This window comes from Micromonospora sp. RL09-050-HVF-A, assembly GCF_019374995.1.
Lineage (GTDB): Bacteria > Actinomycetota > Actinomycetes > Mycobacteriales > Micromonosporaceae > Micromonospora > Micromonospora antibiotica.
Window position 1 is genome coordinate 1,507,394 of record NZ_JAGKQP010000002.1, and the last position, 24,944, is coordinate 1,532,337.

The window sequence follows — 24,944 nt, forward strand, 5'->3', positions numbered from 1 at the left end:
CAGCCCACGGCCGGGTCACCGGGTGACTCAGTCCGGGCGGTCCACGACATGGGTGCGCCGCTGCCAGGGGTAGGTCGGCAGCGCGGTCACCGCCCGGCCCTTCGGCATGGGCACCGGATCGTCCGCGCCGAGCACCCGCACATCCGGATGGGCGGTGCCGGCCGCCACCGCCGTCAGCGCCGCCACCGCCTCCACCGGCCCGGACGCCCGCACCCACACGGCGTGCGCCAGCCGGGTCCGCCCCCCGGCGGCGGTGCCGGCGAACGCCGGATAGTCCACCGCCGGCAGTGCGGCCAACCGGTCGGCGTAGCGGCGGGCCAACTCACTCAGCGCCGGCCCGGTGGCCGCCGACACCGGGAACCCGTCCACCGACGACGGCGCGGTCGACGGCACCGGCGGGGCCGGCGACAGCACCGCGAAGGCGTTCGTGCCGCTCATCCCGTACGAGCTGGTCGACGCGCAGGCCCCGAACCCGTCGTCCCAGGCGACCGGGGCGACCGGGATCTCGATGCCGGTGCCGGTGAGGTCGATGCGGGGGTTGAGGGTGCGGAAGTTCGCCTGCGGGGCGATCGTCCGACGCCGCAGACAGAGCACCGCCTTCACCAGCCCGAGCACCCCGGCGGCGGACTCGGTGTGCCCGATGTTGCCCTTCACCGAACCCACATACAGCGGCGGGCCGTCGGCACGACCGAGCGCCGCCGTGATCGCCGACATCTCTGCCGGGTCACCCAGCGGGGTCCCGGTGCCGTGCGCCTCGTGGTAACCGACCTCCGACGGGGTGATCCCGGCGGCGGCCAGCACCGTGTCGATCAGCCCCGACTGGGCGGACACGTTCGGCGTGGTGAACGTCGCCGTCCGGCCGTCGTGGTTGATGCCGGTGCCGCGCAGCACCGCGAGCACCCGGTCGCCGTCGCGCTGCGCGTCGGCCAGCCGCTTCAACACCAGCATCGCGCAGCCCTCGCCCCGGACGAACCCGTTGGCGTCGGCGTCGAACGGGCGCGACCGGCCGTCCGGCGACAACGCGCCGGTCTGCGCCACCGACCGGGTGGTGCTCGGCGCGAGGATCAGGTTGACCCCGCCCGCGACCGCCGCGTCACAGTCACCCGCCGCCAGCGCCCGCGCCGCCGTGTGCACCGCCACCAGCGACGACGAACAGGCCGTGTCCAGCGCGAACACCGGACCCCGCAACCCCAGGGTGTACGCGACCCGCCCGGCGGTGAAGCTGTGCCCGTTGCCGATCGTCCAGTACGAGTTGGGGTCCCCGGTCAGCCACTGCCGGTAGTCCCGGCCGGTCACCCCGACGAAGACCCCGGTGCCCCCGGCGACGGTGGCGACCGGGATCGCGGCGTCCTCGAACGCCTCCCACACCACTTCCAGCAGCAGCCGGTGCTGCGGGTCGAGGACCCGCGCCTCCCGGGGCGAGATGCCGAAGAACTTCGCGTCGAAGTCGAACACGGCGTCGCAGTAGCCGCCCCGGGTGACCATCCCGTCCCACTGCGTGCCGAACCCGGCCCGGCGGTCGTCGGGCAGCTCGCCGGTGAGGTCCCGGCCGGCCAGGATCGCCGACCAGTACGCGTCGAGGCTCGACACCCCGCCGGGCGCGCGGACCGCCATCCCGACGACCGCGATCGGGGTGGGCACTACAGCACCCGACGCATCCAGCCGTGGGTGTCGGCAGCCCGGCCGGACTGGATGTCGAGCAGCCGCTCCCGGAACTGCTGGGTGTACTTGCCCGGTGCCCCGTCGCCGATGGTGAGGGCGAAGTCGTCGCTCTTGAGCCCGATGATCGGGGTGATCACCGCTGCCGTACCGGCGGCGAACGCCTCCGTCATCGACCCGTCGGCGAACCCGGCCCGCATCTCGTCCAGGTCGATGGTGCGCTGCACCGGCTCCAACCCGTGCTCGGCGGCGAGGGTCAGCACGCTGTCGCGGGTCACCCCGTCGAGGATGGTGCCCAGCCCGGGGGTGAGCAGCTGGTGGTCGCGGGTGACGAAGAAGACGTTCATGGTGCCCGACTCGTCGATGCTGCGCCGCCCCTCACCGCCCAGGTAGAGCACCTGCTCGCAGCCGTGACCGAGGGCCTCCCGCTGCGGGGCGAGGCTGGCCGCGTAGTTGCCGCCGCACTTCGCCGCGCCGGTGCCACCGATCGACGCCCGGCTGTAGGTGGTGCTGACCCAGAGCGTGACGCCGGTGACCCCGTTGGGGAAGTACGACCCGGCCGGGCAGGCCAGCACGCAGTAGGTGACCTGCTGGGCGGGACGCACCCCGAGGAACGCCTCCGAGGCGAACATGAACGGACGCAGGTAGAGGCTCTGCTCACCGCCGTACGGCGGGACCCACGCCTCGTCGGCGCGGACCAGCGCGGCCACGCTCTCGACGAAGGTCTCCTCGTCCAGCTCCGGCAGGACCATCCGGCGGGCGGACGCGGCGAACCGGCGGGCGTTGAGCTCCGGGCGGAACAGCCAGACGCTGCCGTCGGCGTGCCGGAACGCCTTGAGCCCTTCGAGGATCTCCTGCGCGTAGTGCAGGACCGCCGCGCCGGGATGCATGGTGAACGGCTCCAGCGCACCCACCCGGTGGTCGTGCCAGCCGGCGTCCGGCGACCACACGGCGGTCGCCATGTGGTCGGTGAAGTACCGGCCGAACCCCGGGTCGGCGAGGATCTCCTCCCGGGTCTGCGGCGGAGTGGGGTGGTCGGTGGGGACCAACGGGAACTGCGCGGTCATCCGGGCTCTCCTCGCGACGGGGTTTCGGTGAACACGACGACGCAGTTCTGCCCACCGAAGCCGAACGCGTTGGTGAGGGCCGCCCGCACCGGCGTCTCCCGGGCCTGGTGGGGCACGTAGTCCAGGTCGCAGGCCGGATCGGGCTGGTGCAGGTTGACCGTCGGCGGGACGATGCCCTCGCGGATCGCCAGCGCACACACCATCGCGCCGAGGGCACCCGCCGCGCCGATCAGGTGACCGAGCATCGACTTCGGGGCGCTGACCGCGACCCGGTCGGCCGCCGCGCCGAGGGCCGCCCGGATCGCCACCGTCTCGGTCAGGTCGTTGGCCTTCGTCGAGGTGCCGTGGGCGCAGACGTAGTCGACCTGGTCGGGGCGCACCCCGGACCGGTCGAGCGCCTGCCGGATCGCCTCGGCGGCGTACACCCCGCCGGGGCGGGGAGCGCTGACGTGGAACGCGTCGCTGGTCAGCGCTCCACCGGCGACCGTCGCATACGGGGTGGCACCCCGGCGGCGGGCGTGCGCGGCGGACTCCAGCACCAGGATCACCGCGCCCTCACCGAAGACGAAGCCGTCCCGGTCGGCGGAGAAGGGCCGGCTCGCGCCGGTCGGGTCGTCGTTGCGCTGGGACATCGCCCCCATGCTGACCAGACCGGCGAACATGGCCGGGGTGATCGCCGCGTCGGTGCCACCGCAGATGACCACGTCGGCCTCCCCGGCCAGGATCAGCCGGCGGGCGTCGAGCAGCGCGTACGCGCCACTGGCACAGGCCAGCGCGCTGGCGTTGACCGGCCCGTGCGCGCCCACCTCGATGGCCACCTCACAGGCCGGCATGTTGGTCAACGAGGACGGCACGAAGTGCGACAGGGGCGCGGTCGGATCGGGGGCGAGCAGCCCGCGTACCGTCGCCTCGACGGTGTCGAAGCCGGCGACGGCGGCGTTGACGACCACACCGACCCGGGCGGCGTTGTCGGCGTCGACGGTGAGCCCGGCGTCAGCGACCGCCTCGCGGGTGGCGACCACCGCGAACTGGCTGAACCGGGCCATCCGTCGCAGCTGTTTGCCGGAGAAGTGCTCGGCCGGCTCGAAGCCGCGCACCTCGGCGGCGATCCGGGTGGGCAACGCGGCGGCGTCGAACGCGGTGACCGGGCCGACGCCGGACTTGCCGGCCAACAGGCCCTGCCAGGTGCTGTCCCGGTCGAGACCCAGTGGCGTGACGGCACCGATGCCGGTGATGACGACGTCGTCGGTCACCATCTCGCCGTCGCCCCCCAGCATCCCGCTCCGGCTCCGCTCTCCCGCCACCGAACGACCGATAGAACACTATCAGTCACCATCGACGTCCGGCAGCCGTCCACCGCACCGCCCGGCGCACCCGGACGGCCACCCCGGTCGGGCCGACCCCCGGGCCGCCACGCCCTACCCATCACGCCCGAGCCCCGGGCGAGCACGGGCAGGGCACGCCACGCGTCGGGCCCGCACCGGGGGCGGCGTCGACCCGCAGATCACGTACCCGGTCGGCGCGACGAGCCCCGGGCGGCCCGCCAGCGCGTCGAGGACGCGCCGGTGCAGTTCCTCGGGCGAACCCGGACCGGACACGTAGGCGGTGATTGCGCCGTCGGCCGCCGGTTCGGCGAAGGCCGCCGTCCCGGCCACCTCGCCGACCAGCTCCGCCACCGCCTGCGGGCGGACCCAGCCGGCCGGGGTGGACACCCAGTCGGGACCCCGCCGGGCCGGGGTCAGGCCGATCCGGTCGGCGATCTCGGCGACCCGGACCACACCGGTGACCGCCGCGCAGAGCAGGGTCTCGATGCCCCGGATGACGGTCTCGCCGAGCCCTCCGGGGAAGAAGGCCGTGTCGACCAGCAGCCCGAGCCGGCACCGGCCGCCCCCCTGGTTGCTGGCCGCGACGTAGAACCGCATGTCGCTCTTGGACAGCGGCTCCAGCCGCGAGTAACGGGAGTCCCGGCGCAGCTCGGCGAGGCGGTCCGGCCCCGGGTCCGGGTCGGCCGTCGCCCAGTCGCTGCCCCGGTGCCCGTTGTTGAAATAGGCCGACAGGTCGAACGTCAGGCCACGCCGCCGGCCCACCTCGTCGACCACCGTCCGCACCCCCGCCGGGTCGCACGGGGCCCGCCGGTACGCCTCGAACGCCGGCCGGTGCAGTTGCCGGATCGCGGTGAGCAGGTCGACGTCCCCGTCGACCGGGTGCACCAGCAGGGCGTCCAACGTGTTCAGGGCGATCAGGTCGCGGCTGTCGCGGTCCAGGCGGTTGCCGGCGATCAACTTGAACACGGCGGTGCGGTGCCCGTTGTAGGCGGTCAGGACCAGCGTGGTCAGGCACAGCAGCACGGTCGAGAACGAGGTACGGGTCCGGGCGGCCAACGCCGTCGCCGCCGCGGTGACCGCGGTGGAATCCAGCAGGTGCCGTTCGATGGGCTGGTCGCCGGTCGCCGCGCGGGGCAGGTCGAACATCGAGGCCGGTGCGGTCGACAGGCCCTGCTCCCAGTGTCGCAGCCCCAGCCGGCTCTGCTGCCGGCCGGCCGCCGACTGCTGGTGGGCGGCCTGCGCCAGCGGCTGCGCCCCGCTGCCGGTCGCCGGTGCCGGCGGTGCTGGCGGGTCGGCGAGTCGGGCGAGCAGCAGCGCGGTGAGGGTGTTGAAGGCCCAGCCGTCGAACGCCAGGTGGGAGCCGACGAGCGCGACCGCGCTGATCCGGTCGGTCCGGTCCCGGGCACAGCCGACCCGCAGCGGCCATTCGGCCTCGTGGTCGAACGCCGTCGCGGTCAGGTCGGCGACGAGTTCGTCGCCGACCCGGGCCGGGTCACCGTGGTCGTCGACCACCACGACGTCGTACGCCCCGGCCGCGGCGACCTGCTGCTGCGGCTGGTCACCCCGCTCGACGTACCGGGTGCGCAGGGTCTGGTGCGCCTCGACCAGGGCCCGCAGGGTGGCGTGCAGCCGGGCCGGCGCGACCGGCGCGGGCAGCACCAGGGACCGGCCGATGTTGAACTGGTTCGCCTCCTTGCCGAACCACTGCATCGGCCCCCACATCACGCTCTGCGCCCAGGTCAGCGGCGCGGTCGCGTTCTCGCCCGTGGCGAACGGCACGCTGATCGTGGCGACGCCGGTGGTCGTGTCACGCACCCGGTCCCCCTGCGCACGGTCGTCGGTGCCCACTACGCCCGCCCCACCGACGCGTACGGACCGGACGAGCGCGGGGTCAACCGCAGCGGCAGGTGGTCGAGCCCCCGGAACGCCGGACTCTTGACCTTGACCAGCTCACCGATGAGTGCGATGTCGTCGGTGCGTTCGATGAGCATCCGCAGGAACGTGGTGGCCTGCAGGCGGGCGAGATGCGCGCCGACGCAGGTGTGGATGCCCGCACCGAAACCGAGGTGACCGTCGGTCACCCGGTCGATCCGGTAGTCGTCGGGGTCGGGGAACTTGCGCGGGTCCCGGTTGCCGGCGGCGAACGACAGCTCCACCCGGGCCCCCTGCGGGATGGTGGTGTTGCCGACCACCACGTCGGTGGTGGCGGTACGGAAGACGTTCTGCACCGGCGGGTAGAACCGGGCCGTCTCCTCGATCGTCGGCCCGATCAGCTCCGGCCGCTCGCGCACCAGCCGGAACTGGTCGGGGTGGTTGAGCAGCGCGTCGAGCATGTTGCCCAGGAAGTGGGTCATCGTCTCCTGCCCGCCCACCAGCAGGGTGAGGCACAGCCAGAGGATCTCGTTCTCTGTCACCCCGCCGGAGGCCGCGGCGGCGAACAGCTTCGACACCACGTCGTCGCGGGCCGGCTCGTCGCGCCGCCGGGTGAGCAGGTTGCCCAGGTACCCGGAGAGGCCGGCGACCGACGACAGGGCGGCCTTGGCCGCCTGCAACCGCAACGCGTTCTCGGTCGGGTCGTCGGGTGCGTCCTCGCCGACCTTGGCGTTGGCGATGAAGCTCTCCAATACGCCGGCGGTGAGCTTGAGCTTGGCGAGGTTGTCGTCGGGCACCCCGACGATGGTGGTGATGACCTTCACCGGTTGCAGGATGATCGCCTGCTGGACGAGGTCGATGTCGCCGGTGGCCACGGCCTCGTCGAGCAGCTCGCCGCAGACCTGCTCGATGAACGGCCGCCAGAACTGCACCCCGCGCGGGGAGAAGTCGTGCCGGATCAGGGCCCGCAGCCGGGTGTGGTCCGGCTGGTCGAGCCCGAAGAGCACCGGCAACGTCGAACGGTGGTAGGCGATCCCGTCGGCCGAGGACAGTGCGGCGTGGTTCTTCGCCGCCAACCGGACGTGCTCGTAACGGATCACCAACCACATGTCGCGCTGTGCCAGGTAGAGCGGCTCCTCGGCGCGCAGCAGCTCGGCGTACGCGGGGTACGGGTCGTCCATGGACTCGGGCGAGAAGGGGTCGAACTCGTCGGTACGCGTCGCGCTGGTCACTGCCTTGTCCTCCGGAATCGATGGGGGCCGGTCACCGGTACGCCCTGGCCTGGAGTTCGAACATCTCGGCGTAGTGGCCGCCGGCGGCGAGCAGGTCGGCGTGGCTGCCGACCTCGGCGACGCCACCGTCGGCGAGCACCACGATCACGTCGGCCAGTTGCACAGTGGAGAACCGGTGGGACACGAACACGCTGACCGCGCCGGTGCGGCCGGCCACCTCCCGCGCCTGGTCGCGGTAGCGGGCGAACAACGCGTGCTCGGCCTCCGCGTCGAGCGCGGCGGTCGGCTCGTCCAGCACCACCAGCAGTGGATCGTCGCGCATGAACGCCCGGCCGAGGGCGAGTTTCTGCCACTGCCCGCCGGACAGCTCGGCGCCATCGGTGTGGCTACGGCCGAGCGGGGTGTCCAGGCCGGCGTCGAGCTGCCCGATCAGATCCTCGGCGCCGGCCCGGCCCAGCGCCGCCCGTACCGCCGGGTCGTCGTCGCGGCGCGGCAGGTCACCGACGCCGACGGTGTGCCGGGCCGGCAGCTCGAACCGGACGAAGTCCTGGAAACCGGCGGCGATCCGCTCACGCCAGCGCGGCACCGACAGCTCCCCCAGCTCGACACCGTCGACGAGAATCCGGCCGGACGTCGGTGACAGCAGGCCGCAGAGCAGTTTGACCACTGTGGTCTTGCCGGCGCCGTTCTCGCCGACGACGGCGACGGTGGCGCCCGCCGGCAGGTGCAGGTCGATGCCCGTGACCACCGGCTGCGACCCACCGGGGTAGCGCAGCGTCACCCCGGCCAGCCGGATGCCCTCCCGCAGCCGGGCCGGCGGCAGACCCGCACCCCCGGTGTCCCGGGCGGTGTCGCCGCCGGACGTCGGGTCGCCGCCCACCGACCACGCGTCGACCGACCCGGGGTGGTCGACCGGAGACGGTTCGTCGACCGGGGTGGGCAGGTCGACCGACGCGGGGTGGTCGACCGACGCGGGATGACCGGGCGCGGCGGCATGACCGGGCGGCGCGGGGCGGTCGGCGGTACGCACCAGGTCGTGCACCTCGTCGAGCCGACGGTAGACGCTGCGCAGCCGCTGGAGGTCCTGCAACACCCCGACCGCCGCCGCGACCTGCTGATTGACCTGCGCCGCGATGGTGACGACCAGGATTACGTCACCCACCCCGCGCCGGCCGGCGACGGCGTCGCGCAGGATCACCAGGACCGCCCCGATGTAACCGGCCGTGAACGCCAACTGCCCGGTCATCCGCACCAGGCTCGCCACCAGCTGGGCCCGCCACAACCGTCGGGTGGCGTCCTGCCAGTGCCCGCGGTGCCGCCGCCGCACCTCGCCGGTCAGGCCGAAGATCCGCAACTCCTTGCCGGCGGCGGCATCGGTGCTGAGCCGGAACAGCCCGAGGGCGCGGCGGGTGGATTCGGCACCCCCCTCCCGGGCCCGGTTCACCATCCGCTCGGCCCGCCGCCCGGCCAGCAGCGGCGGCACGGCGGCCAACGGCAGCAGCAACAGCAACGGATGCAGTACGGCCAGCACCACCGTCGTCAGCGTCATCGCCACGGCCAGCCCGACACCGGTGAGTACGGCCTGGAGACCGACCCGGAGCTGTTGGACGTCCTGCTCCAACACGGTGATCTTGTCGGCGAAGTCGGGCCGCTCGACGTGCGCCATCCCGGACGACCCGTTGGTGACGTCCATCAGCTGCTGGTGCACGTGCAGGACGTCGAGTTCGGCGAGTTCGAAGTAGGCGATGTGGGCGAAGTGGCCGAGGGTCAGGCCGGCGATCAGCAGGACCGCCACGCCGACGCCGGCGACGCTCGCGGTGACCGGCCGGCCGGCGGTGACCGCATCGAAGAGCACCCGCAGCAACACCGCCACCAGGGGCCACGCCACCGCCCCGGCGACGACCAGGGCCAGCGCGGTGAGCGCCTTACGCCGGTCCTGGTGCAGCGACGTCCGCCACAGCGACCACCCGGCGGAGAGTAGCCCGCGGCTCATCGGGTGCTCCCCGGCGACCCGACGTCCGCCGCCGCGCCACCGGCATCCAGCGGGCCGCCGTCGAGATCGCCGTCCACCGCGCCGCCGTCCACCGGGCCGGCCGTTGGCGGGCCGGCCGTTGGCGGGCCGGCGTCGGTGGCGTCGGACGTCACGGGGTCGGGGTGGGCGGCGAAGCGCTGCGCCTGGAGGCTGAACAGCCGGGCGTACCGGCCGCCCCGGCTGAGCAGTTCCTCGTGCGAACCCTGCTCCACCACCCGCCCCTGCTCCAGCACGACGATGTGGTCCGCCCGGCGTACGGTGGCGAACCGGTGCGAGATCAGCACCGTGGTGACCCCCGTGGTGGCGGCGATGATCTCGTCGAAGAACCGTGCCTCGGCCCGGACGTCCAGGCTCGCCGTCGGCTCGTCGAGGACCAGCACCGATGCGCCGTGCCGGACGGCGAACAACGCCCGCGCGATGGCCACCCGCTGCCACTGACCGCCGGACAGGTCCACCCCGTCGCGGAGCTGACCGGTCAGCGGGGTGTCCAGCCCCAGCGGCAACGCGTCGAGGGTGTCGAGGATGCCGGCGGCGTCGGCGGCGGCACGGATGCCCTCCCGGTCGTCGGCGTGGGCGATCGCACCCAACGCGATGTTGTCGGCGGCGCTGGTCTCGTAGCGCAGAAAGTCCTGGAAGATGACCGCCAGGTGGCGTCGCCAGTGTGCCGGCGGGAGGTCGTCGACCGGTGTCGCGCCGACGGTGATCCGGCCCGCGTCGGGCAGCGCCAGCCGGGACAGCAGCTTGACCAGGGTGGTCTTGCCGGCACCGTTGAGCCCGACGATCGCGGTGCACGCCCCGGCCGGCAGGGTGAGGTCCAGGTCGGTGAAGACCGGTGTGCTGCGGTGCGGGTAACGGAACGACACCGCCTCGAAGCGGATGTCCACCGGGCCGGCCGGCCGGTCGCCGGCCCGACCCGACGCAGGCTCGACGGCGGGGCCGGCGGCCACGTCCCCGGTGGCCGTCCGGTCGCGCATCCCGGCCCGGAACTCGCCCACCGCCCGGTAGGCGTTCATGCCGAACTGGGTCTGCACGTCGGCCTCGGGATAGAACTCCCCGAGCTGGACCGCCGCCAGCACGGCCTGGATCACCAGCGCCAGCCGGGTCAGCCCGAGCTGCCCGTCGCCACCGGCCAGGCCCAGCGCGGCGAGCACGGCGACGAGCACCGTCAGGCCGACCGCCGTGTAGAGGAAGTAGGGCTTGAGGTAGACCCGTCGCCGCTGCGCCCACACCGGGCGCATCCAGTCCAGGTACGCCTCCCGGTACTGCTCACGCAACCATGGCAGCAGGCCGAAGATACGGATCTCCTTGGCCGCCGGCCGGCCCATCGCCACACCCCGGAAGTAGGTCAGCCGGCGGATCCGGGCCACCACCGACCCGTAGATCGCCGCGTACCGGCGCAGGCCACCGCGTTGCCCGTGCCGGAACGCCAGCACGGCCACCAGCAGGCCCAGCCCCGCCGACCAGGCGAAGGCCGCTCCGACGATCACCGCGTACCCGAGGAGTTGTCCGTAGCGGGCGAGCAGGGCCAGCATCCCGGCACCCGCCGCCCCCGGACTCTGAATGCCGTGCTCGACCTCACGGGACGCCTCGGTGAGCTGTTCGAGCAGCGCCTGGTCTTCCAGCGGGGTCGTGCTGACGCTGCTCAACGCCGCCGTCATCAGCTCGTCGGCCACCCACCCGTCGATCCGCCGCTGCACCAGCAGACCCGTGGCGACCTGCAGCTGGGCCAGCAACTGCTGGGCGCTGAGCGCGCCCGCCGCCACCACGAACGCGGTCACCAGGTGACCGAAGGCCGGCGCGTCGACGCCGTCGCGGACCGCCTGCGGCAGCCACCCGATCATCCGGCTCGTCGCGACGACGAACAGCACGGGCGCGGCGGCGAGCAGCAGGTTGACCACCACGGCGGCATACACCGCCGGGCCACCCGCCCGGGGCAGCAACCTGACGATGCGCCACCGGTCCTCGGCGGTCCGCCGCAGCACCCCGGCCACGGTGTCGGGGTGCGTCGCGTCGGCGGTCATGCCGGCTCCCCGACCCGCAGGGCCCGGCCGGTGCCACGGGCGGCCCGCTGGAACGCCAACGCCGCAGCGTGCCCCTCGGCGATCGCCCGGACCGCGTCCAAGCCGACGGTGTCGCGGGCTCCGCCCACCACCCGGTGCCAGACCCCGACCCGGCGTACGGTCCGCACCAGGGCGTCGGCGGGCAGCTGGCCGGCGGCGACCACCACCGTGTCGGCGGGTACGGACCGGGCCGCGCCGGTGCCGTCGACCAGGTGCACGGCGTCGGGGTCGACACGCAGGCCCCGGACGCCCGTCACCACCGTCACCTGCCGGCGGCGCAACTCGGCGAGCACCGCCCACCGGGTGGATCGTCCCATCCGGGGGGCGAGCCGGTCACCGCGCAGCAGGATGGTGACCTGCCGGGGCGGGCCGGCACCCGGCTCGCTGGCCAGGTGGGCCAGGTCCACGGCGATGCCACCGCCGCCGATCACGGCGACCCGCCGGCCGAGCGCGTCGTCGGTGAAGGCCGTGCCGTAGTCGCGCACGTGCGGCAGGGCCCCGCCGGGCAGGTCCGGCCGCCTCGGCACCACCCCGGTGGCGACGATCACCCCGTCGTAGCGGCGCAGCAGGTCCTCGTCGGCCCCGGCGACCGGCCGGCCGGTGTGCAGCACCACGCCCAGCCGGGTCAGCTCGGCGGTGAGGAACCGGATCGTCTCGGCGTAGTCGGCCTTGCCGGGCACCCGGCAGGCCAGCCGGAACTGCCCGCCGGGTTCGCGGTCCGCCTCGTAGACGGTGACCCGGTGCCCGGCCAGGGCCAGGTCGTGGGCGGCGCGCAGCCCGGCGGGACCCGCACCGACCACCGCCACCGCCCGGGACCCGGCCACCGCCCCGACCCGCACCACCGGCCCGGCGCGGGTCACCGGCTCGACGTGGATCGCCGGCTCGGGCGGCATCGGCTCGACGTGGATCGCCGGCTCGGCCGGCATCGGCAGGCCGGCCGAGCCGGTCGGGTCGGCCGGCATCGGCGGGTCGACCGAGGCCGGCAGTTCGGCCGAGGCCGTCGGGTCGGTCCCGGCCGGCGCGGCACCGGACCCGGGGTCGGCCTCCCTGCCGACGAGCGGGTTGACCATGCAGGACACCACCGCACCGACCAGCGAACGGTCTATGCAGGCCTGGTTGCAGGCCACACAGATGTTCACCGGGCGGCCCGCACGGCTGCGCTCGACCAGCGCCGGGTCCGCCAGGAACGGCCGGGCCATCGACACCAGGTCCAGCGTGGTGCCGGCCAGGATCGCCTCGGCCTGCGTCAGCCGGTTGATCCGGTTGCTGGCCAGTACGGGCAGCCCACCCACGGCGGCCTTGACCACCGACGCCACCGGCACCCAGTGCCCCGGCGGCACCACCGCCTGCACCGTCGGGACGGGTGACTCGTGCCAGCCGACGCCGACGTTCAACGCGTCGGCACCGGCGGCGGCGAGCGCCCGCGCGTACTGCGCCACCGTGTCCCGGTCGGTGCCGCCGGGCAGCAGGTCGTCGCCGGTCATCCGCATCACCACCGGGAAGTCGGCGCCCACCGCGGCGCGGACCGCCCGCACCACGGCCACCCCGAACCGCATCCGGCGCTGCGGATCGCCGCCCCACTCGTCGTCGCGCCGGTTGGTCAACGGGGAGAGGAACTGGTCGATCAGATAGCCCTCCGAGCCCATGATCTCCACGGCGCTGAAGCCGAGGTCCCGGGCATGGTGTGCGCCCCGGGCGAAGTCCTCGACGATCCGGGCGACCCCGGCGGCGGGCAGCGCGTCCGGGGTGAGCCGGGAGATCGGGCTGGGCACCGCCGACGGGGCGACCGGGCGGGGACCGCCGGCCGCCGGCCGGGCGTACCGTCCGGCGTGGAACAGCTGGAGGGCGAGCAGGCCACCGGCCGCGCCGACCTCACCGGCGACCCGACGCAGCCGGTCCCGGAAGGCGGCGTCGTCGAGCACCCCGAAGCCGGGCACGTCGGCACCGGCGGCGCTGACCGCAGCACCCCCGGTGACCATCAGCCCGGCACCCCCGGCGACCCGGGCCAGATAGAACGCCGCCAACGCCCGACCGTCGTCGTCCCGGTTCTCCCAACCCAGGTGCATCGCCCCCATCACGATCCGGTGCGGCAGCGCCAGCCGACCGATGCGGCCGGGACGCAACACCCGCTCCAGCCCGGTCGTCATGCCAGCGGACCGCTCAGGTCCCGGGTGAACGGCGGCGCGACGATCGACAGCCCGCCGTCCACCACCAGGGTCTGCCCGGTGACGTACTCGGCGGCCGGGGAGAGCAGGAAGGCGATCACGTCGGCGACCTCCTGGGCGGTGCCCATCCGCTGCTTGGGGATCAGCGGCAGCACCCCCGACAGCGGGGCCATGCCGGGCACGTCATAGAAGTAGCCCGACGACTCGGTCTCGATGATGCCGCCGTTGACCGCGTTGACGTTGATGCCCCGGCCGGCGAACTCCACGGCCATGTACCGCACCCACGCCTCGATCGCGGCCTTGGCCGCACCCAGGTTCGCGTACGTCGGGTAGGCGCGGATGCTGCCGTAGCTGGACAGCGCGACGATCCGGCCGCCGTCGGGCATCAGCCGCACCGCCTGCTGCGCGCCCAGCACGAACGAGCGCATGTTCATCGCGTACGACCGGTCCAGGTGGTGCGGCTTGAGGTCCATGATGTTCTTGAAGGAGCTGGCCGCCGCGTTGCACACGAAGTAGTCGAGGGTGCCGAACTCCCGCTCGACCACCGCGAAGAGCCGTTCGATCTCCTCGGGTTGCTCCACGTCGGCGGCGACCGCGACGGCCCGCCCCCGAGCTGCTCGATCTCCTTGCGGACCTGCTCGGCGAGTTCGGCGTTCTTCTTGTAGTTGACCACCACCGAGGCGCCGCCCCGGGCCAGGGTGAGCGCCAGCGCCCGGCCGATGCCCCGGGAGCTGCCGGTGATCAGGGCGGTACGCCCCTGGTAGCCGGTCATCGTCCGGCCGCCAGGATCTCCCGGGCGATCACGGTCTTCTGGATCTCGTTGGTGCCCTCCTCGAAGCGCTGCGCGCGGGCGTCGCGGTAGACCCGTTCGATGGTGCTGCCCTCCCAGTAGCCGATGCCGCCGTGCGCCTGCAACGCCTTGTCGGTGACCCGGGTCAGCATGTCCACCGCGACCAGCTTGGCCATCGAGGACAGCGCCCCGGCGTCGCTCTGACCCGCTTCCCAGCGGCGGGCGGCGTGCAGGGTGAGCTGCCGGGCGGCCTCGATGTCGGCGGCGTTCTCGGCGAGCGCGAACGCGACCGCCTGCCGGGCCGCCAGCGGTTTGCCGAAGGTGACCCGGTTGCCGGCGTGCTCGACGGCCAGCTCCTGCGCCCGACGGGCCAGCCCCACGCAGGTCATCGCCACGCCGATCCGGCTCGGGGTGAGGAAGCCGCCGAGCGCGACGGCCAACCCGTCGCCCTCCTCGCCGAGCCGGTTGGCGACCGGCACGGGCGCCCGGTCGAAGGTCAGGTGCGCGTGGTCGGTGCCGCGTACGCCCATGGTGTCGGGCATCGGTTGGACCCGGACGCCCTCGACGTTCCGGTCCACCATCAGCGCCACCGTGCCGTCCTTGCCGGTGCTGCCCGCGCACCGGGCGAACAGCAGCCAGTAGTCGCAGCTCACCCCGAAGGTGATCAGGTGCTTCTCCCCGCTGAGCAGGTAGCTGTCGCCGTCGCGGGTCACGCTGGCGCGCAGGTCGGCCCCGGTGCCGGCGGTCGGTTCGGTGAGCGTGAACGCGACCCGCAGGTCCCCGGCGACCTGCGGCAGCACGAACTTCTTGCGTTGCTCGTCGGAGGCGAACTGGTCGATGGAGCGCCACACCCCGTTGGACACGTGCACGATCATCCGCAGCGAGGCGTGCGACATCGAGAACAGTTCGAGCAGGTGCAGGTACTGGGTGAAGGACAGGCCGGCCCCGCCGTAGTCGACCGGCGCGGCGAGGCGCAGGTAGCCCCGGTCGCGCAGGTCGGTCCAGAGCTGCGCGGGGACACTGCGGTCGCGTTCGATCACCGTCGCGTACGCCTCGCCGGGGCCCCGGACGAACGCCTCGACCTCACGGGCCAACGTCTCGAACGACGTGCCATCGGCCTGGGTCACTCTGCCTCCTCGCCGATCGTTGCGCTGATCTGGTCACGCAACACGAACTTCTGCACCTTGCCGACCACGTTGCGGGGCAGCGCGGTGACGGTCTCCAGCCGCTCGGGCCAGTACTGTTTGGCGACCTTGTGGGCGTCGAGGAACCGCTGCATCTCGGCGAAGCCGAATGCCCCGCGGGTCACCACGAACGCGCAGGCCCGCTCGCCGAGGCGCGGGTCGGGCATCGCCACGATCGCCACCTCGCGCACGGCGGGGTGGGTGTGCAGCAGTTGCTCCACCTCCGCCACCGGGATCTTCTCGCCACCCCGGTTGACCACGTCGGTCACCCGACCGGTGATCCGCAGGTAGCCGGCGTCGTCGATGGTGGCCAGGTCGCCGCTGCGGTACCAGCCGTCCGGGGTGAGCGCCGCCGCGGTCAGGTCGGGGCGGTCGAGGTAGCCGGCGAACAGGCAGTCCCCGGCGACCTCGAAGTTGCCCTCCACGCCGGGGCCGAGCACGGTGCCGGCGTCGTCGGTCACCCTGATCCGGATCCCCTCCAGCGCCCGCCCGTCCGTGCCCCAGGCGTGTGCCGGCGCGTCGGTCGGCGCGCTGAGCGTGCCGAGGCACGATTCGGTGGAGCCCCAGGCCCCGCAGACCGCCGCGCCGAGGGTCCGGGTGGCGTGCTCGGCGAGGTTGCGGGGCACCGCCGCGCCGGTGGCGACGAAGACCCGCAGCGCCGGTGGTGGCTGCCCGCCCGTCTCCACGGCCTCGACGAGGTCGGCGAGGAAGGGGGTGGCCGCCTGGACGAAGGTGGATCGGGTGTGGTGCAGCGTCTCCAGCGCGGTCCGGCCGTCCCAGATCGGTTGCAGCACCACGGGTGCGCCGATGGTGAACCCCAGCCACATGCCGTAGAGGAAGCCGGTCTGGTGGGCCAACGGCGACGGGATGAACAACCGGTCGGCGGCGGTCAGGCCGAGGTGCCGGGCCTGCATCGCGGCGGCCCGGGTCAGCGTGTCGACGCGGTGCAGCACGCCCTTCGGCTCCCCGGACGTGCCGGAGGTGAACATCAACTGGGCCAGCGCCGCCGGGTGGGGCCGGTGGGCGGCCGGTGCCGCGCCGTCGGGACGTTGCCGGGCCAGCGCCGGGCCGAACCACTGCCAGCGCAGGTCCGTGGTGTCCGCCGGCAGTCCGGCGGCGTCGGCCGGTGCGGCGGTGCCGGCCGGGATGACGGTGCCGTCGGCGGTGGGGTGGCCGTCCGGGGTGGTGTGGCCGGCGACGACGAGGACGTGTGCCACGCCCGGGGCGTCCGGGCCGGCCAGCATCGCCGCGGTCTCGGCGAGGTGCGCGCGACCCCGGAACCGGTCGGGGACCACCAGCACCCGGGCCCGGGAGCGGCGCAGCAGCCGGCCCATCTCGCGTTCCCGGAAGAACGGCATCAGCGGGCAGCAGACCGCGCCGATCCGGGTGGTGGCCAGCGTGAGCACCACGAACTCGGTCCAGTTCGGCAGCTGCCAGGCGACCACCTCGCCGGGGCCCACCCCCAGCTCCCGCAGCAACGACGCGGCCTGGTCGGCCCGGCGGTCCAACTCGCCCCAGCTCAGCGTGGTGCCGGGCCGCCCCGGCGAGGCCGCCTCGATCACGGCCTCGGCGTCGGGGCGCGCACCGGCGTGCCGACGGACCAGCTCGGCGACGGGTGTCTCGGCCAACCGCGCCGGTGACGGCAGCGCCACGGACCGCCCCCGTGCCGACACCCCGCCCGACGGCGTCGGCGTCACCACCGGCGGGGTCGGTGCCGGCAACCCGACCGACGACGTCGGCGTCGGTGCCGGCGTCACACCCGGTGGTGTCCCGGCCGGCGACACCGGGGACGGGCGGGCCGGCGGCGGGTTGTCGGGGCGTAACCGACCGGCCGGCTCGCCGGCGGCGGGTCGGGGCAGGCGGCGGGCGCGGGCCCGGTCGACCGACATGTTGAGGCCGACGGCGTTCATCTGTTCGAGGAACTGCGGGAAGGAGATCCGGTGGGCGTTCGGGTAGGTCAGCCGGGTCTCGCCGGTGGCCCGGGAAGCGGCCACCGCCAGCGCCATCAACACCCGGTGGTCGTTGAACGAGGACAGGTCGGCCTCCCGCAACTGGCCGACCCCCTCGCAGACGAGCCGGTCGCCGTCGAGCCGCAGCCGGCCGCCCATCCGGTTGAGTTGCAACATCGCCGTCACCCGGTCGGACTCCTTGAGCCGTACGTGGGCCACGTTGTCCAGCACGGTGGTGCCGTGCGCGTGGGAGCCGAGGACGCTGAGCACCGGCAGCATGTCGGGCACCGCACGGCAGTCCACCCGCACCGGGGCCAGCCGCAGCCCGTCGTGGCGCACCCTGATCCAGCCGGTCGCCGGGTCACGGGTCAACGGCACGCCCATGGTGGTGAGGCTGTCCAGCAGGTGCGCCTCCGGATGGTCCAGCTCCCCGGCGGGGACCGCCGGCAGGCCCCGGAACAGCACGTCGGACGGGTGCAGGGCGGTCGCGGCCAGGCCGAACGCGGCGGCGCCGACGTCCGGGGGCAGCCGTACCACCGCCGGGGTAGGCCGCTGGCCGGGCTCGACGTCGTACCGGCGGCCGTCGCCACTGACCTGCACGTGCAGGCCGAACTGGCGCATCATCGCGACCGTCAGGTCGACGTAGGACCGCTCGTTGAACTCACCGACCACCTCGATCGTGGTGGGCCCGGTGGCGAACGGGCTGACCAGCAGCAGGCTGGAGATCCACTGGGAGAGGGTGCCGGGGATCCGCACCCGGCCCCCGGTCGGCGGGCGGGCGGCGACCCGGATCGGCAGCAGTCCGCCGGTCGAGCTGATCTCCACGCCGATGCCGGCGAGGGCGTCGAGCAGCGGGCGGATCGGCCGCCGTCGGAAGTACTTCTGCCCGGTGATGCCGACCGGGGTGTCGGCCAGGGCGGCCAGCCCGGTGAGGAAGTAGAGCGTGGTGCCGGAGCTGCCGACCGAGATCTCCGGCCGCACCGGACGGTACCGGCCGCCGTGCACCACGAAGGCGTCGTCCTCGACGGTGACGGCCGTGCCGAGGTCACGCAGCGCCCGGATGGTGTGCTGCACGTGGCCGGCGTGGCAGGCGCCGTGGATGCGACTGGTCCCGTCGGCCAGCGACGCGAGCATCAGCGCCCGGTGCGCGTGGTACTTCGACGCCGGGACGTCGAACTCCCCCACAAGTGGCTCGGCCGTGCCTTTGATGACGAGACGCACAGTCCCTCCCCGCAGTGTGTGTCAGCCGGCGGTGTCTGGTGGCGACGGTGCCGCCGGAACCGGGGCTGGCCCCGGGGCCGCAGCCGGTCCGGGGCCGCAGCCGGTCCGGGGGCCGGGACGCCGCCGAAGACGGCGTGCATGCCGCCGTCGGCGTGCACCACCTGCCCGGTGGTGTACCGGGACAGGTCCGACAGCAGGAACAGCACCGCCCCGACCACCCGGGCCGGGTCGGCGCGGTCCCAGCCCAGCGGCGCCCACCGCTCGTACTGGTCGGCCAGGGCGGAGAAGGTGCGCACCCCGCGCGCCGACACGGTCTCGACCGGCCCGGCGGCGACGAGGTTGACCCTGATCCCGGTCGGGCCGAGGTGCATCGCCAGGTAGCGGCAGACCGCCTCCAGCGCCGACTTGTAGACCCCCATCCACCCGTATCCGGGCAGCGCCCGGGTCGAGTCGACGGTCAGCCCGACCACCGCGCCGCCGCCGGGGGCCTGACTCAGCAGCGGCGACAGCGCGGTGGTGAGCTGCTGGAACGAGTACGCCGACGCGCGGAACCCGTCGAGCACCCCACCGGCTGCGGCGGTGACGAACCCGGCCCCCAACGCGTCGGGCGGGGCGGCGGCGATGCTGTGCAGCACCCCGTCGAGCTGCCCCCAGCGGCTGCCGATCGCCTCGGCCAGCTCGTCGACGCTCGCGTCGGACATCACGTCCAGTTCGAGCACCTCGGGGCGGGACGGCAGCAGCTCGGCCACCCGTCGGGTGATCCGGCCGACCCGCCCGTACGAGGTCAGGATGACCTCGCAGCCCTCCCGTTGCAGGGCCGCCGCCACGTGCCAGGCGATGGACTCGTTGTTGAGGACCCCGGTGACCAGGTAGGTGCGCTTGTCCAGGCTCAGCAACGAGCTCAACGCGACGCGCCCGCCACGATCCGCTCGACGAGTTGACCGACGGTGACGTCCGCGAGTTCGCTGCGCGGGATCTCCACCCCGTACTCCTTGACGACCATGGCCATCAGGTCGGCCACGTCGAGCGAGTCGATGTCGAGCGCGTCGAACTTGGCGTCGGCGCTGATCGCGTCCTCCTCGACGCCGAGGTCGATCAGTTCGGCGCGCAGGCGCTCCTCGACGGCGGGGGCGGTGATCTCGGTCGATGGGGAAGACATCCGGATGCTCCTTTTCTCGGTGCGGGTCGCCTAGGCTTTTCTCGGTGCGGGTCGCCTAGGCGGCGAGCGGGGCCTGGCGGGCGAGGTTGGTGTGGTGCCGTTGCGCCCAGTACCACTGCCGCCAGTAGCTCTCGGCCAGCTCCAGCCAGGTCTCCAGCCGGCCGGTGTCGTCGAGGAAGCGGTTCATGCTGACCAGCAGCCAGCTGTAGACGCCCTGGCTGTCCCGGCAGTCCGCGCAGTTGCCGGAGGTGCAGCAGAACTGGAGGGTCTGGTAGTCGGCGCCGTAGACGGCGAAGCCGTCCAGGACCGGGTTGCCGTTGCGGATCCGCTCGGCGTGGTCCGGGTGGTCCACGCTGATGCTGGGGCAGACGTCGTAGCCGAACTGGCCGTCCCAGTGGGTGCGACCGGTGATCAGCGCCTCGATGAAGTACGGGTGGCAGACCACCGTCTCGGGGTACGCCTGCTTGACCCGGAGCGCCTCGGCGAGGGTGCGCTGCTCGTTCTCGATGCGCAGGGCGTGGTCGCTGCCGTGGGCGGAGTAGAAGTTGAAGGTGACCTGGTTGCCGTTGTCCTGGATGGCCCGGACGGTCGGCTCGACGTACTGCAGACCCTCCTCCGACAGCGCGTACACGAAGATCACCCGGGGGTCGTTGCGGTAGTGCCCGAGGGCGGTCTCGAACAGCCCGGAGAACGACGAGCCGTTGACCCGGTAGCCGCGCAGCGCGTCGTCGAGCGGGCCGCCACCGAACAGGCTGATGGCGACCGCGACCTGCTCGAAGCCGACCATGGGCAGCGGCCGGATGCCGTTGGTGGAGATGGTCACGTACGGCAGCCGCTCGACGAACGGCACCACCCGGGGCAGGACCAGGGTCGGCTCGCCGCCGATCAGGGTCGCCTGGGTGACGCCCTTGGCCACGAGCGAGTCCACGAACCGGGAGATCAGCTCCGGGTCGGAGGTCTCGGGGACGGCCGCGTCGAAGCCGCCCTCGAAGTACCAGCACCCCTTGCACCGGATGTTGCAGGTGGTGGTGAGGTGCACCTCGGTCGCGCTGACCCGGCGGCCCATGTCCCGCACGACCTGCAACCGCGCGGCCAGGTCGGGGCGGTCGGCCAGCAGGGACGCCAGACGGGTCTTGGCCTCCCGCCGGGACAGCGGACGGGGATTGATCGCGATGGGAGTGGGCATGACCGTCCTCTCAGGTGCCTGCGGACGGGACGACGAGCCCCAGTGCGTGGATCCGGGGAACGACGGTGTCCTCCCACTGCTGCAACGCCTCGCCGTTGGTGGTGCGGCGCAGGCCGTACCGGACCGCCCGCTTGGAGCGCTCGGATTCGGGCGTGCCGAACAGGTCGCGGAACACCGGCCAGAGCCGGTCCAGCGCGGCCTGCAACTGCTCGCGCCCCTCGTCGGTGGTGGCGAGGTTGCGGCAGACCCGGGCACCGTGTGCGATGTGGATCTTCTCGTCCAGGATGATCGTCCGGACCGCGTCCGCCCACGGTTTGTAGCTGCCCTGGGCGAACTCCTTGATCATGATCAGGGCGCTCTCCTCGCCGATGTAGGAGTAGATGCCCCGCTCGGCCCAGGTGGTGCACTGGTGCAGCCGCTTGTCGGCGAAGAGCCGACGCTCCTCGATGGTCTGGCTCTCCATGTGGGAGGTGTCGATGCCGATCTCGGCCAGCACCCGCTTGCCGATCTTGTAGTGGTCGTACTCCTCGGCGGCCCGCTCGGCGCAGACCTGACGCTCCTCGGCGTTGGGCGCCAGCGGCAGGAACATCATCGTGTAGTCGTCGCCACCGGAGAGCTCACCCTCCGTATTGATCATGATTTGACTGATCAGTGCCTTCTGGTAGGCCCGAGGCATCCGCTTCAGCTCTTCGGGGGTACGGACCACCACTTCTTCGTCGTCAAGGATCTCCACCGACATAACGCAGACCGCCTCCTGTCGCCATTCACACCCGCAAATTACGGAAAAGGGGACACCGGCGCTGCCGCGCCGCCACGACGGACCCGGGACGACTCCCGGTGACCCGATCCCCTGCGAAAATCCCCCCGTTCCTCCTCGCCCGCCACCGACGGTGACGTCAGGTCAGGTTCTCGATCGCCAGCCTGCGCACGTCCGACCGTTGGATCTTGCCGAGCGGAGTACGCGGAAAACTGTCGACCCCGATCTCCTTGAGCGGCACGAACCGACGCGGCACCTTGAAGGCGCTGAGCTGTTTCAGCAACAGCCCACGCCATTCGTCGTCCCGGGCCTCCGCGCCGGGCAGCAGGGTGTACACCAGCACCAGCTCCACCCCCGTCACCGGGTGCGGCAGCGCGGCGACCACCGCATCTTCGATCCCGTCGAGCTGCGGCACGACGTTCTCGATCTCGGCGGGATAGACGTTCTCCCCGCTGACGATGACCATGCTGTCCATCCGGTCGACGATGGTCAGCTCACCGCGTTCGTCGAGGTGGCCGAGATCGCCGCTGCGGACCCAGCCGTCGACCAGCCGCCCGGCGGTGAGTTCCGGCGCCTGCTCGTACCGGGTGAAGATGCTCGGCCCGCGCATCAGCACCTCGCCGCTCTCCCCCGACGGGACGTCCCGGCCGGCCTCGTCGACGACCCGCACCTGGGCGAACGGCACCGGCAGCCCGGCCGTACGGCGGTCGGCCGGCCGGCGGTCCCGGGGCTCCACCACCGTCAGGGAGGTCATCTCGGTCATGCCGTAGACCTGGAACACCGGGATGTCGAAGGTGGCCTCGAACCGGTGGATCAGCTCTGGGCTGAGCGCCGAGCCACCGGCGAGGACCCCCTTGAGCCGGCTGGCGGCCGGTCGTTGCGGTCGTTCGACCAGGTGCGCGAGGTAGGCGTTGACCACCAGGGTCCAGGTGGGCCGGAACCGGTCCACGTAGGTCCAGAACCGGGCCAGCGCCACCTCCGAGCGGACGCAGACCGAGCGCCCCCCGGACCACAACGGCGTCAGCGTGGGCAGGCCCTGCCCACCGACGTGCAGCATGGGGATGACGTTGAGGAAGACGTCGTCGCGGCCCGCGTCGGCCCACTTCACCATCGCCAGCGAGTTGGCCAGCAGGGCGCGGTGCGACAGCACCACCCCCTTGGCCGCGCCGGTCGAACCGGAGGTGTAGACGATCTCGGCGTCCCCCGCCGCGCCGCCCGGAGGTGCGGGCAGGTCCCCCGGGCGCGCGACGCCCCGGTCGAGGACCTCGGTGAGGAACACCTCCGCGTCGTCGACAGGCAGCCAGCGCCGGCCGGGCGACGCCTTCGCGGCGGTCGCTGACGGACCGAGCACCAGCCTGACGTCGGCGTGGGCGAGCAGGGTGTCCAGCTCGGCCGGGCCGGACTTCGGGTTCAGCGGCACCAGCATCCGCCCGGCGGCGATGATCCCGAGGAAGAGCAGCGCGGCCAGCGAGGAGTTGTGCAGGACCACGGCCACCCGGCCGCCCGGTGGCACCCGGTGCTCGTCGAGCAGCGCCGCACAGCCCCGGGTGAAGGTCAGCACGTCGGTGAAGCTGACCACCCGCCCGCCGGGCTCCGCCGGGAGCAGGTACGGGTCGTCGCCGTAGGCCGCGGCGGCCTGGGAGACGAGGTCCAGCAGGTTCGCCGTGACGGTGAGATCCGGCTCGACCAGCGGACTAGGCATGCGACTCGTCGCGGACGGCGGACTCCTCGACGACGGCGCAGAGCCGGTTGACCGTGGGTGTGTCGAAGATGACGTCGACCACGTCCACCCCGTACGCCGCCTCGACCCGGGTCACGATCTCCACCGCGCCCACCGAGTCCATGCCGAGCTCGACGAGATCGTCGTCGGGGCCGACGGTGACTCGGTTGAGCACGTCGGCGCAGATCGAGGTCATGTTCTCGTGCAGATCGGTCGCGGTCACTGAAGCGGTCCCCCCATGTCAGATCACCACACGGGCCACGGCAACGTTGCGGCAGCGGTCCCTTCCCCCAACTCTCGGGACTCGTCGGGACCATACTCAGTCGCGTCGTGAACCGTCCAGGGCAACCGTCGGGGCAATCGTCGGCACCCGCCCCCTACATCGTCATGCGTCATTAGTCCGTGCCATATCCGGATAGGATCCGGGCATGGGGAAGGGGCGACCGAAGGCCAGGCTGGTGCTCACCGACGAGGAACGGGAACAACTGGCGAGGGGGGCCCGCGCGGCCCACTCGACGCAGGCGTTCGCCATTCGCTGCCGCATCGTTTTGGCATGCGCCGACGGGGCCACGAATATCGAGGTCGCGACCCGGTTGAACGTTTCACCCGCGACGGTCGGGAAATGGCGTTCCCGGTTCGCCGCCGCCCGGCTGTCGGGGCTCGCCGACGACCTGCGTACCGGCCGGCCCACCTCGGTGCGTCCCGAGCAGGTGGACCGGGTGGTGGCGGCCACCCTCGGCGGCACGCCCGCGCCGGCCCGGCGGTGGTCCCGGGCGTCGATGGCCGCCCACACCGGGCTGTCGGCGTCCACGGTCGGCCGGATCTGGCGACAGTTCGACCTGCGCCCGCACCTGCAGGACGGCCCGACCCTGGCGGCCGACCCGGGGTTCGTCGCCTCGGTGGTGGCCCTGGTCGGGCTCTACCGTCATCCGCCGGAGCAGGTTCTGGTGCTCTGCGCCACGCCCCGGGGCGACCGCTCCCCGACCAGCGGCAGCCCGCCCCCGACCGGGTCCGATCCGTACCGGCCGGGGTCGCCCGCACCCGTCGGGGAGGACGGCCCGCAGCGGCGGCGACGCGCGGCCGCGTACCGGCGGTTCCTGGTGGCGGTGGACCGGGCGGTGCCCGCCGGGCTGCTGGTGCACGTGATCGCCGACGACCCGGCGTCACACGGGGCTGCGGCGGTCCGGGGTTGGCTGGCCCGGCACCCCCGCTTCCACCTGCACCTGACCCCGACCGGCGGGGCCTGGGCCGACCAGGTCCGACGCTGGTCGGCCCTGCTCGCCGCCAGACACCCGGACGACGCCGGCCCGGTCCGCCCCGACACGGTCGGGCCGGCCCCGGACGGGGCGGTCGGGACCACCGGCGTCGGGGAGGGGCCGACCCGCTGGATCAGCACCGCGGACGGGGTACGGCAGGCGCTCGCCCGACATCGTCAACGGACTTCGGACGCATCGACGTCCGCCGACCGACGGCATGCGCCGGGCCCGCCCGCTGCGGCTACCGGCATGTGAGATGTCGGAGTCGCATCGTGCTCCGGCTCGGACCAGGCGTCGGCCGGACCCGGCA

The 24,944-nt window shown here is 73.3% G+C and carries 17 protein-coding genes and 1 pseudogene; 1 reads left to right on the forward strand and 17 read right to left on the reverse strand.

Annotated features, from left to right (window positions below):
• Positions 1-27: 27 nt before the first annotated feature.
• From J7462_RS06935 to J7462_RS07015, 17 genes and pseudogenes are all read right to left on the reverse strand, one after another.
• Complete coding sequence (locus tag J7462_RS06935; protein ID WP_308290795.1) at positions 28-1,641, reverse strand: polyketide synthase; 1,614 nt, start codon at positions 1,639-1,641, stop codon at positions 28-30.
• Entirely contained in the window at positions 1,641-2,726 is a 1,086-nt protein-coding gene (locus J7462_RS06940) for a branched-chain amino acid aminotransferase (protein WP_208566712.1), read from the reverse strand. The genes J7462_RS06935 and J7462_RS06940 overlap by 1 nt, the downstream gene beginning before the upstream one ends.
• Complete coding sequence (fabF, locus tag J7462_RS06945; protein WP_255597618.1) at positions 2,723-4,003, reverse strand: beta-ketoacyl-ACP synthase II; 1,281 nt, start codon at positions 4,001-4,003, stop codon at positions 2,723-2,725. The genes J7462_RS06940 and fabF overlap by 4 nt, the downstream gene beginning before the upstream one ends.
• Before the next feature lie 141 nt (positions 4,004-4,144).
• Positions 4,145-5,866, reverse strand: a complete 1,722-nt coding sequence (locus J7462_RS06950; RefSeq protein WP_219462809.1) for a condensation domain-containing protein — start codon at positions 5,864-5,866, stop codon at positions 4,145-4,147.
• Between the two features lie 32 nt (positions 5,867-5,898).
• Positions 5,899-7,155, reverse strand: coding sequence for a cytochrome P450 (locus J7462_RS06955; RefSeq protein ID WP_219462811.1), 1,257 nt, complete (start codon positions 7,153-7,155; stop codon positions 5,899-5,901).
• Between the two features lie 31 nt (positions 7,156-7,186).
• Positions 7,187-9,148 carry an ABC transporter ATP-binding protein gene (locus tag J7462_RS31935; RefSeq protein WP_255597619.1) on the reverse strand — a complete coding sequence of 654 codons (1,962 nt, stop codon included), beginning with the start codon at positions 9,146-9,148 and terminating at the stop codon, positions 7,187-7,189.
• Positions 9,145-11,208: an ABC transporter ATP-binding protein gene (locus tag J7462_RS06965; protein ID WP_219462812.1), complete on the reverse strand. Its 2,064-nt coding sequence runs from the start codon at positions 11,206-11,208 to the stop codon at positions 9,145-9,147. The genes J7462_RS31935 and J7462_RS06965 overlap by 4 nt, the downstream gene beginning before the upstream one ends.
• Positions 11,205-13,394 carry an FAD-dependent oxidoreductase gene (locus J7462_RS06970; protein WP_219462814.1) on the reverse strand — a complete coding sequence of 730 codons (2,190 nt, stop codon included), beginning with the start codon at positions 13,392-13,394 and terminating at the stop codon, positions 11,205-11,207. The genes J7462_RS06965 and J7462_RS06970 overlap by 4 nt, the downstream gene beginning before the upstream one ends.
• Positions 13,391-14,184: pseudogene (locus J7462_RS06975) on the reverse strand (SDR family oxidoreductase). Before J7462_RS06975 ends, J7462_RS06970 begins: the two are co-directional and overlap by 4 nt.
• Positions 14,181-15,329: an acyl-CoA dehydrogenase family protein gene (locus tag J7462_RS06980; protein ID WP_208566718.1), complete on the reverse strand. Its 1,149-nt coding sequence runs from the start codon at positions 15,327-15,329 to the stop codon at positions 14,181-14,183. Before J7462_RS06980 ends, J7462_RS06975 begins: the two are co-directional and overlap by 4 nt.
• On the reverse strand, positions 15,326-18,556 hold the full coding sequence (aroA, locus tag J7462_RS06985; protein WP_219462817.1) for a 3-phosphoshikimate 1-carboxyvinyltransferase: 3,231 nt from the start codon (positions 18,554-18,556) through the stop codon (positions 15,326-15,328). Before aroA ends, J7462_RS06980 begins: the two co-directional genes overlap by 4 nt.
• A complete protein-coding gene (locus J7462_RS06990; RefSeq protein WP_255597620.1) occupies positions 18,469-19,461 on the reverse strand; it encodes an SDR family oxidoreductase in 993 nt (330 codons plus the stop codon). Before J7462_RS06990 ends, aroA begins: the two co-directional genes overlap by 88 nt.
• Positions 19,458-19,715: an acyl carrier protein gene (locus J7462_RS06995; protein WP_208566720.1), complete on the reverse strand. Its 258-nt coding sequence runs from the start codon at positions 19,713-19,715 to the stop codon at positions 19,458-19,460. The genes J7462_RS06990 and J7462_RS06995 overlap by 4 nt, the downstream gene beginning before the upstream one ends.
• Positions 19,716-19,770: 55 nt before the next feature.
• Positions 19,771-20,901: a 4Fe-4S cluster-binding domain-containing protein gene (locus tag J7462_RS07000; RefSeq protein WP_219462819.1), complete on the reverse strand. Its 1,131-nt coding sequence runs from the start codon at positions 20,899-20,901 to the stop codon at positions 19,771-19,773.
• 10 nt (positions 20,902-20,911) lie between these two features.
• Positions 20,912-21,634 carry a Phenylacetic acid catabolic protein gene (locus tag J7462_RS07005; RefSeq protein ID WP_208566722.1) on the reverse strand — a complete coding sequence of 241 codons (723 nt, stop codon included), beginning with the start codon at positions 21,632-21,634 and terminating at the stop codon, positions 20,912-20,914.
• A gap of 163 nt (positions 21,635-21,797) precedes the next feature.
• On the reverse strand, positions 21,798-23,360 hold the full coding sequence (locus tag J7462_RS07010) for a class I adenylate-forming enzyme family protein (RefSeq protein ID WP_219462821.1): 1,563 nt from the start codon (positions 23,358-23,360) through the stop codon (positions 21,798-21,800).
• Positions 23,353-23,601: an acyl carrier protein gene (locus J7462_RS07015; protein ID WP_219462823.1), complete on the reverse strand. Its 249-nt coding sequence runs from the start codon at positions 23,599-23,601 to the stop codon at positions 23,353-23,355. The genes J7462_RS07010 and J7462_RS07015 overlap by 8 nt, the downstream gene beginning before the upstream one ends.
• A gap of 205 nt (positions 23,602-23,806) precedes the next feature.
• Between J7462_RS07015 and J7462_RS07020 the strand changes: the two genes are divergently transcribed.
• Positions 23,807-24,889 (forward strand): helix-turn-helix domain-containing protein, encoded by a 1,083-nt coding sequence (locus J7462_RS07020; RefSeq protein WP_219462826.1) that lies wholly within the window; start codon positions 23,807-23,809, stop codon positions 24,887-24,889.
• Positions 24,890-24,944 lie beyond the last annotated feature (55 nt).

Bases quoted from the DNA above. Each gene is read 5' to 3' on its own strand.
- J7462_RS07000 (WP_219462819.1), bottom strand. From the start codon at position 20,901: ATGCCCACTCCCATCGCGATCAATCCCCGTCCGCTGTCCCGGCGGGAG.
- J7462_RS06995 (WP_208566720.1), bottom strand. From the start codon at position 19,715: ATGTCTTCCCCATCGACCGAGATCACCGCCCCCGCCGTCGAGGAGCGC.
- fabF (WP_255597618.1), bottom strand. From the start codon at position 4,003: ATGCTGGGGGGCGACGGCGAGATGGTGACCGACGACGTCGTCATCACC.
- J7462_RS06965 (WP_219462812.1), bottom strand. From the start codon at position 11,208: ATGACCGCCGACGCGACGCACCCCGACACCGTGGCCGGGGTGCTGCGG.
- J7462_RS07010 (WP_219462821.1), bottom strand. From the start codon at position 23,360: ATGCCTAGTCCGCTGGTCGAGCCGGATCTCACCGTCACGGCGAACCTG.
- J7462_RS06940 (WP_208566712.1), bottom strand. From the start codon at position 2,726: ATGACCGCGCAGTTCCCGTTGGTCCCCACCGACCACCCCACTCCGCCG.
- J7462_RS07020 (WP_219462826.1), top strand. From the start codon at position 23,807: ATGGGGAAGGGGCGACCGAAGGCCAGGCTGGTGCTCACCGACGAGGAA.
- J7462_RS31935 (WP_255597619.1), bottom strand. From the start codon at position 9,148: ATGAGCCGCGGGCTACTCTCCGCCGGGTGGTCGCTGTGGCGGACGTCG.
- J7462_RS06970 (WP_219462814.1), bottom strand. From the start codon at position 13,394: ATGACGACCGGGCTGGAGCGGGTGTTGCGTCCCGGCCGCATCGGTCGG.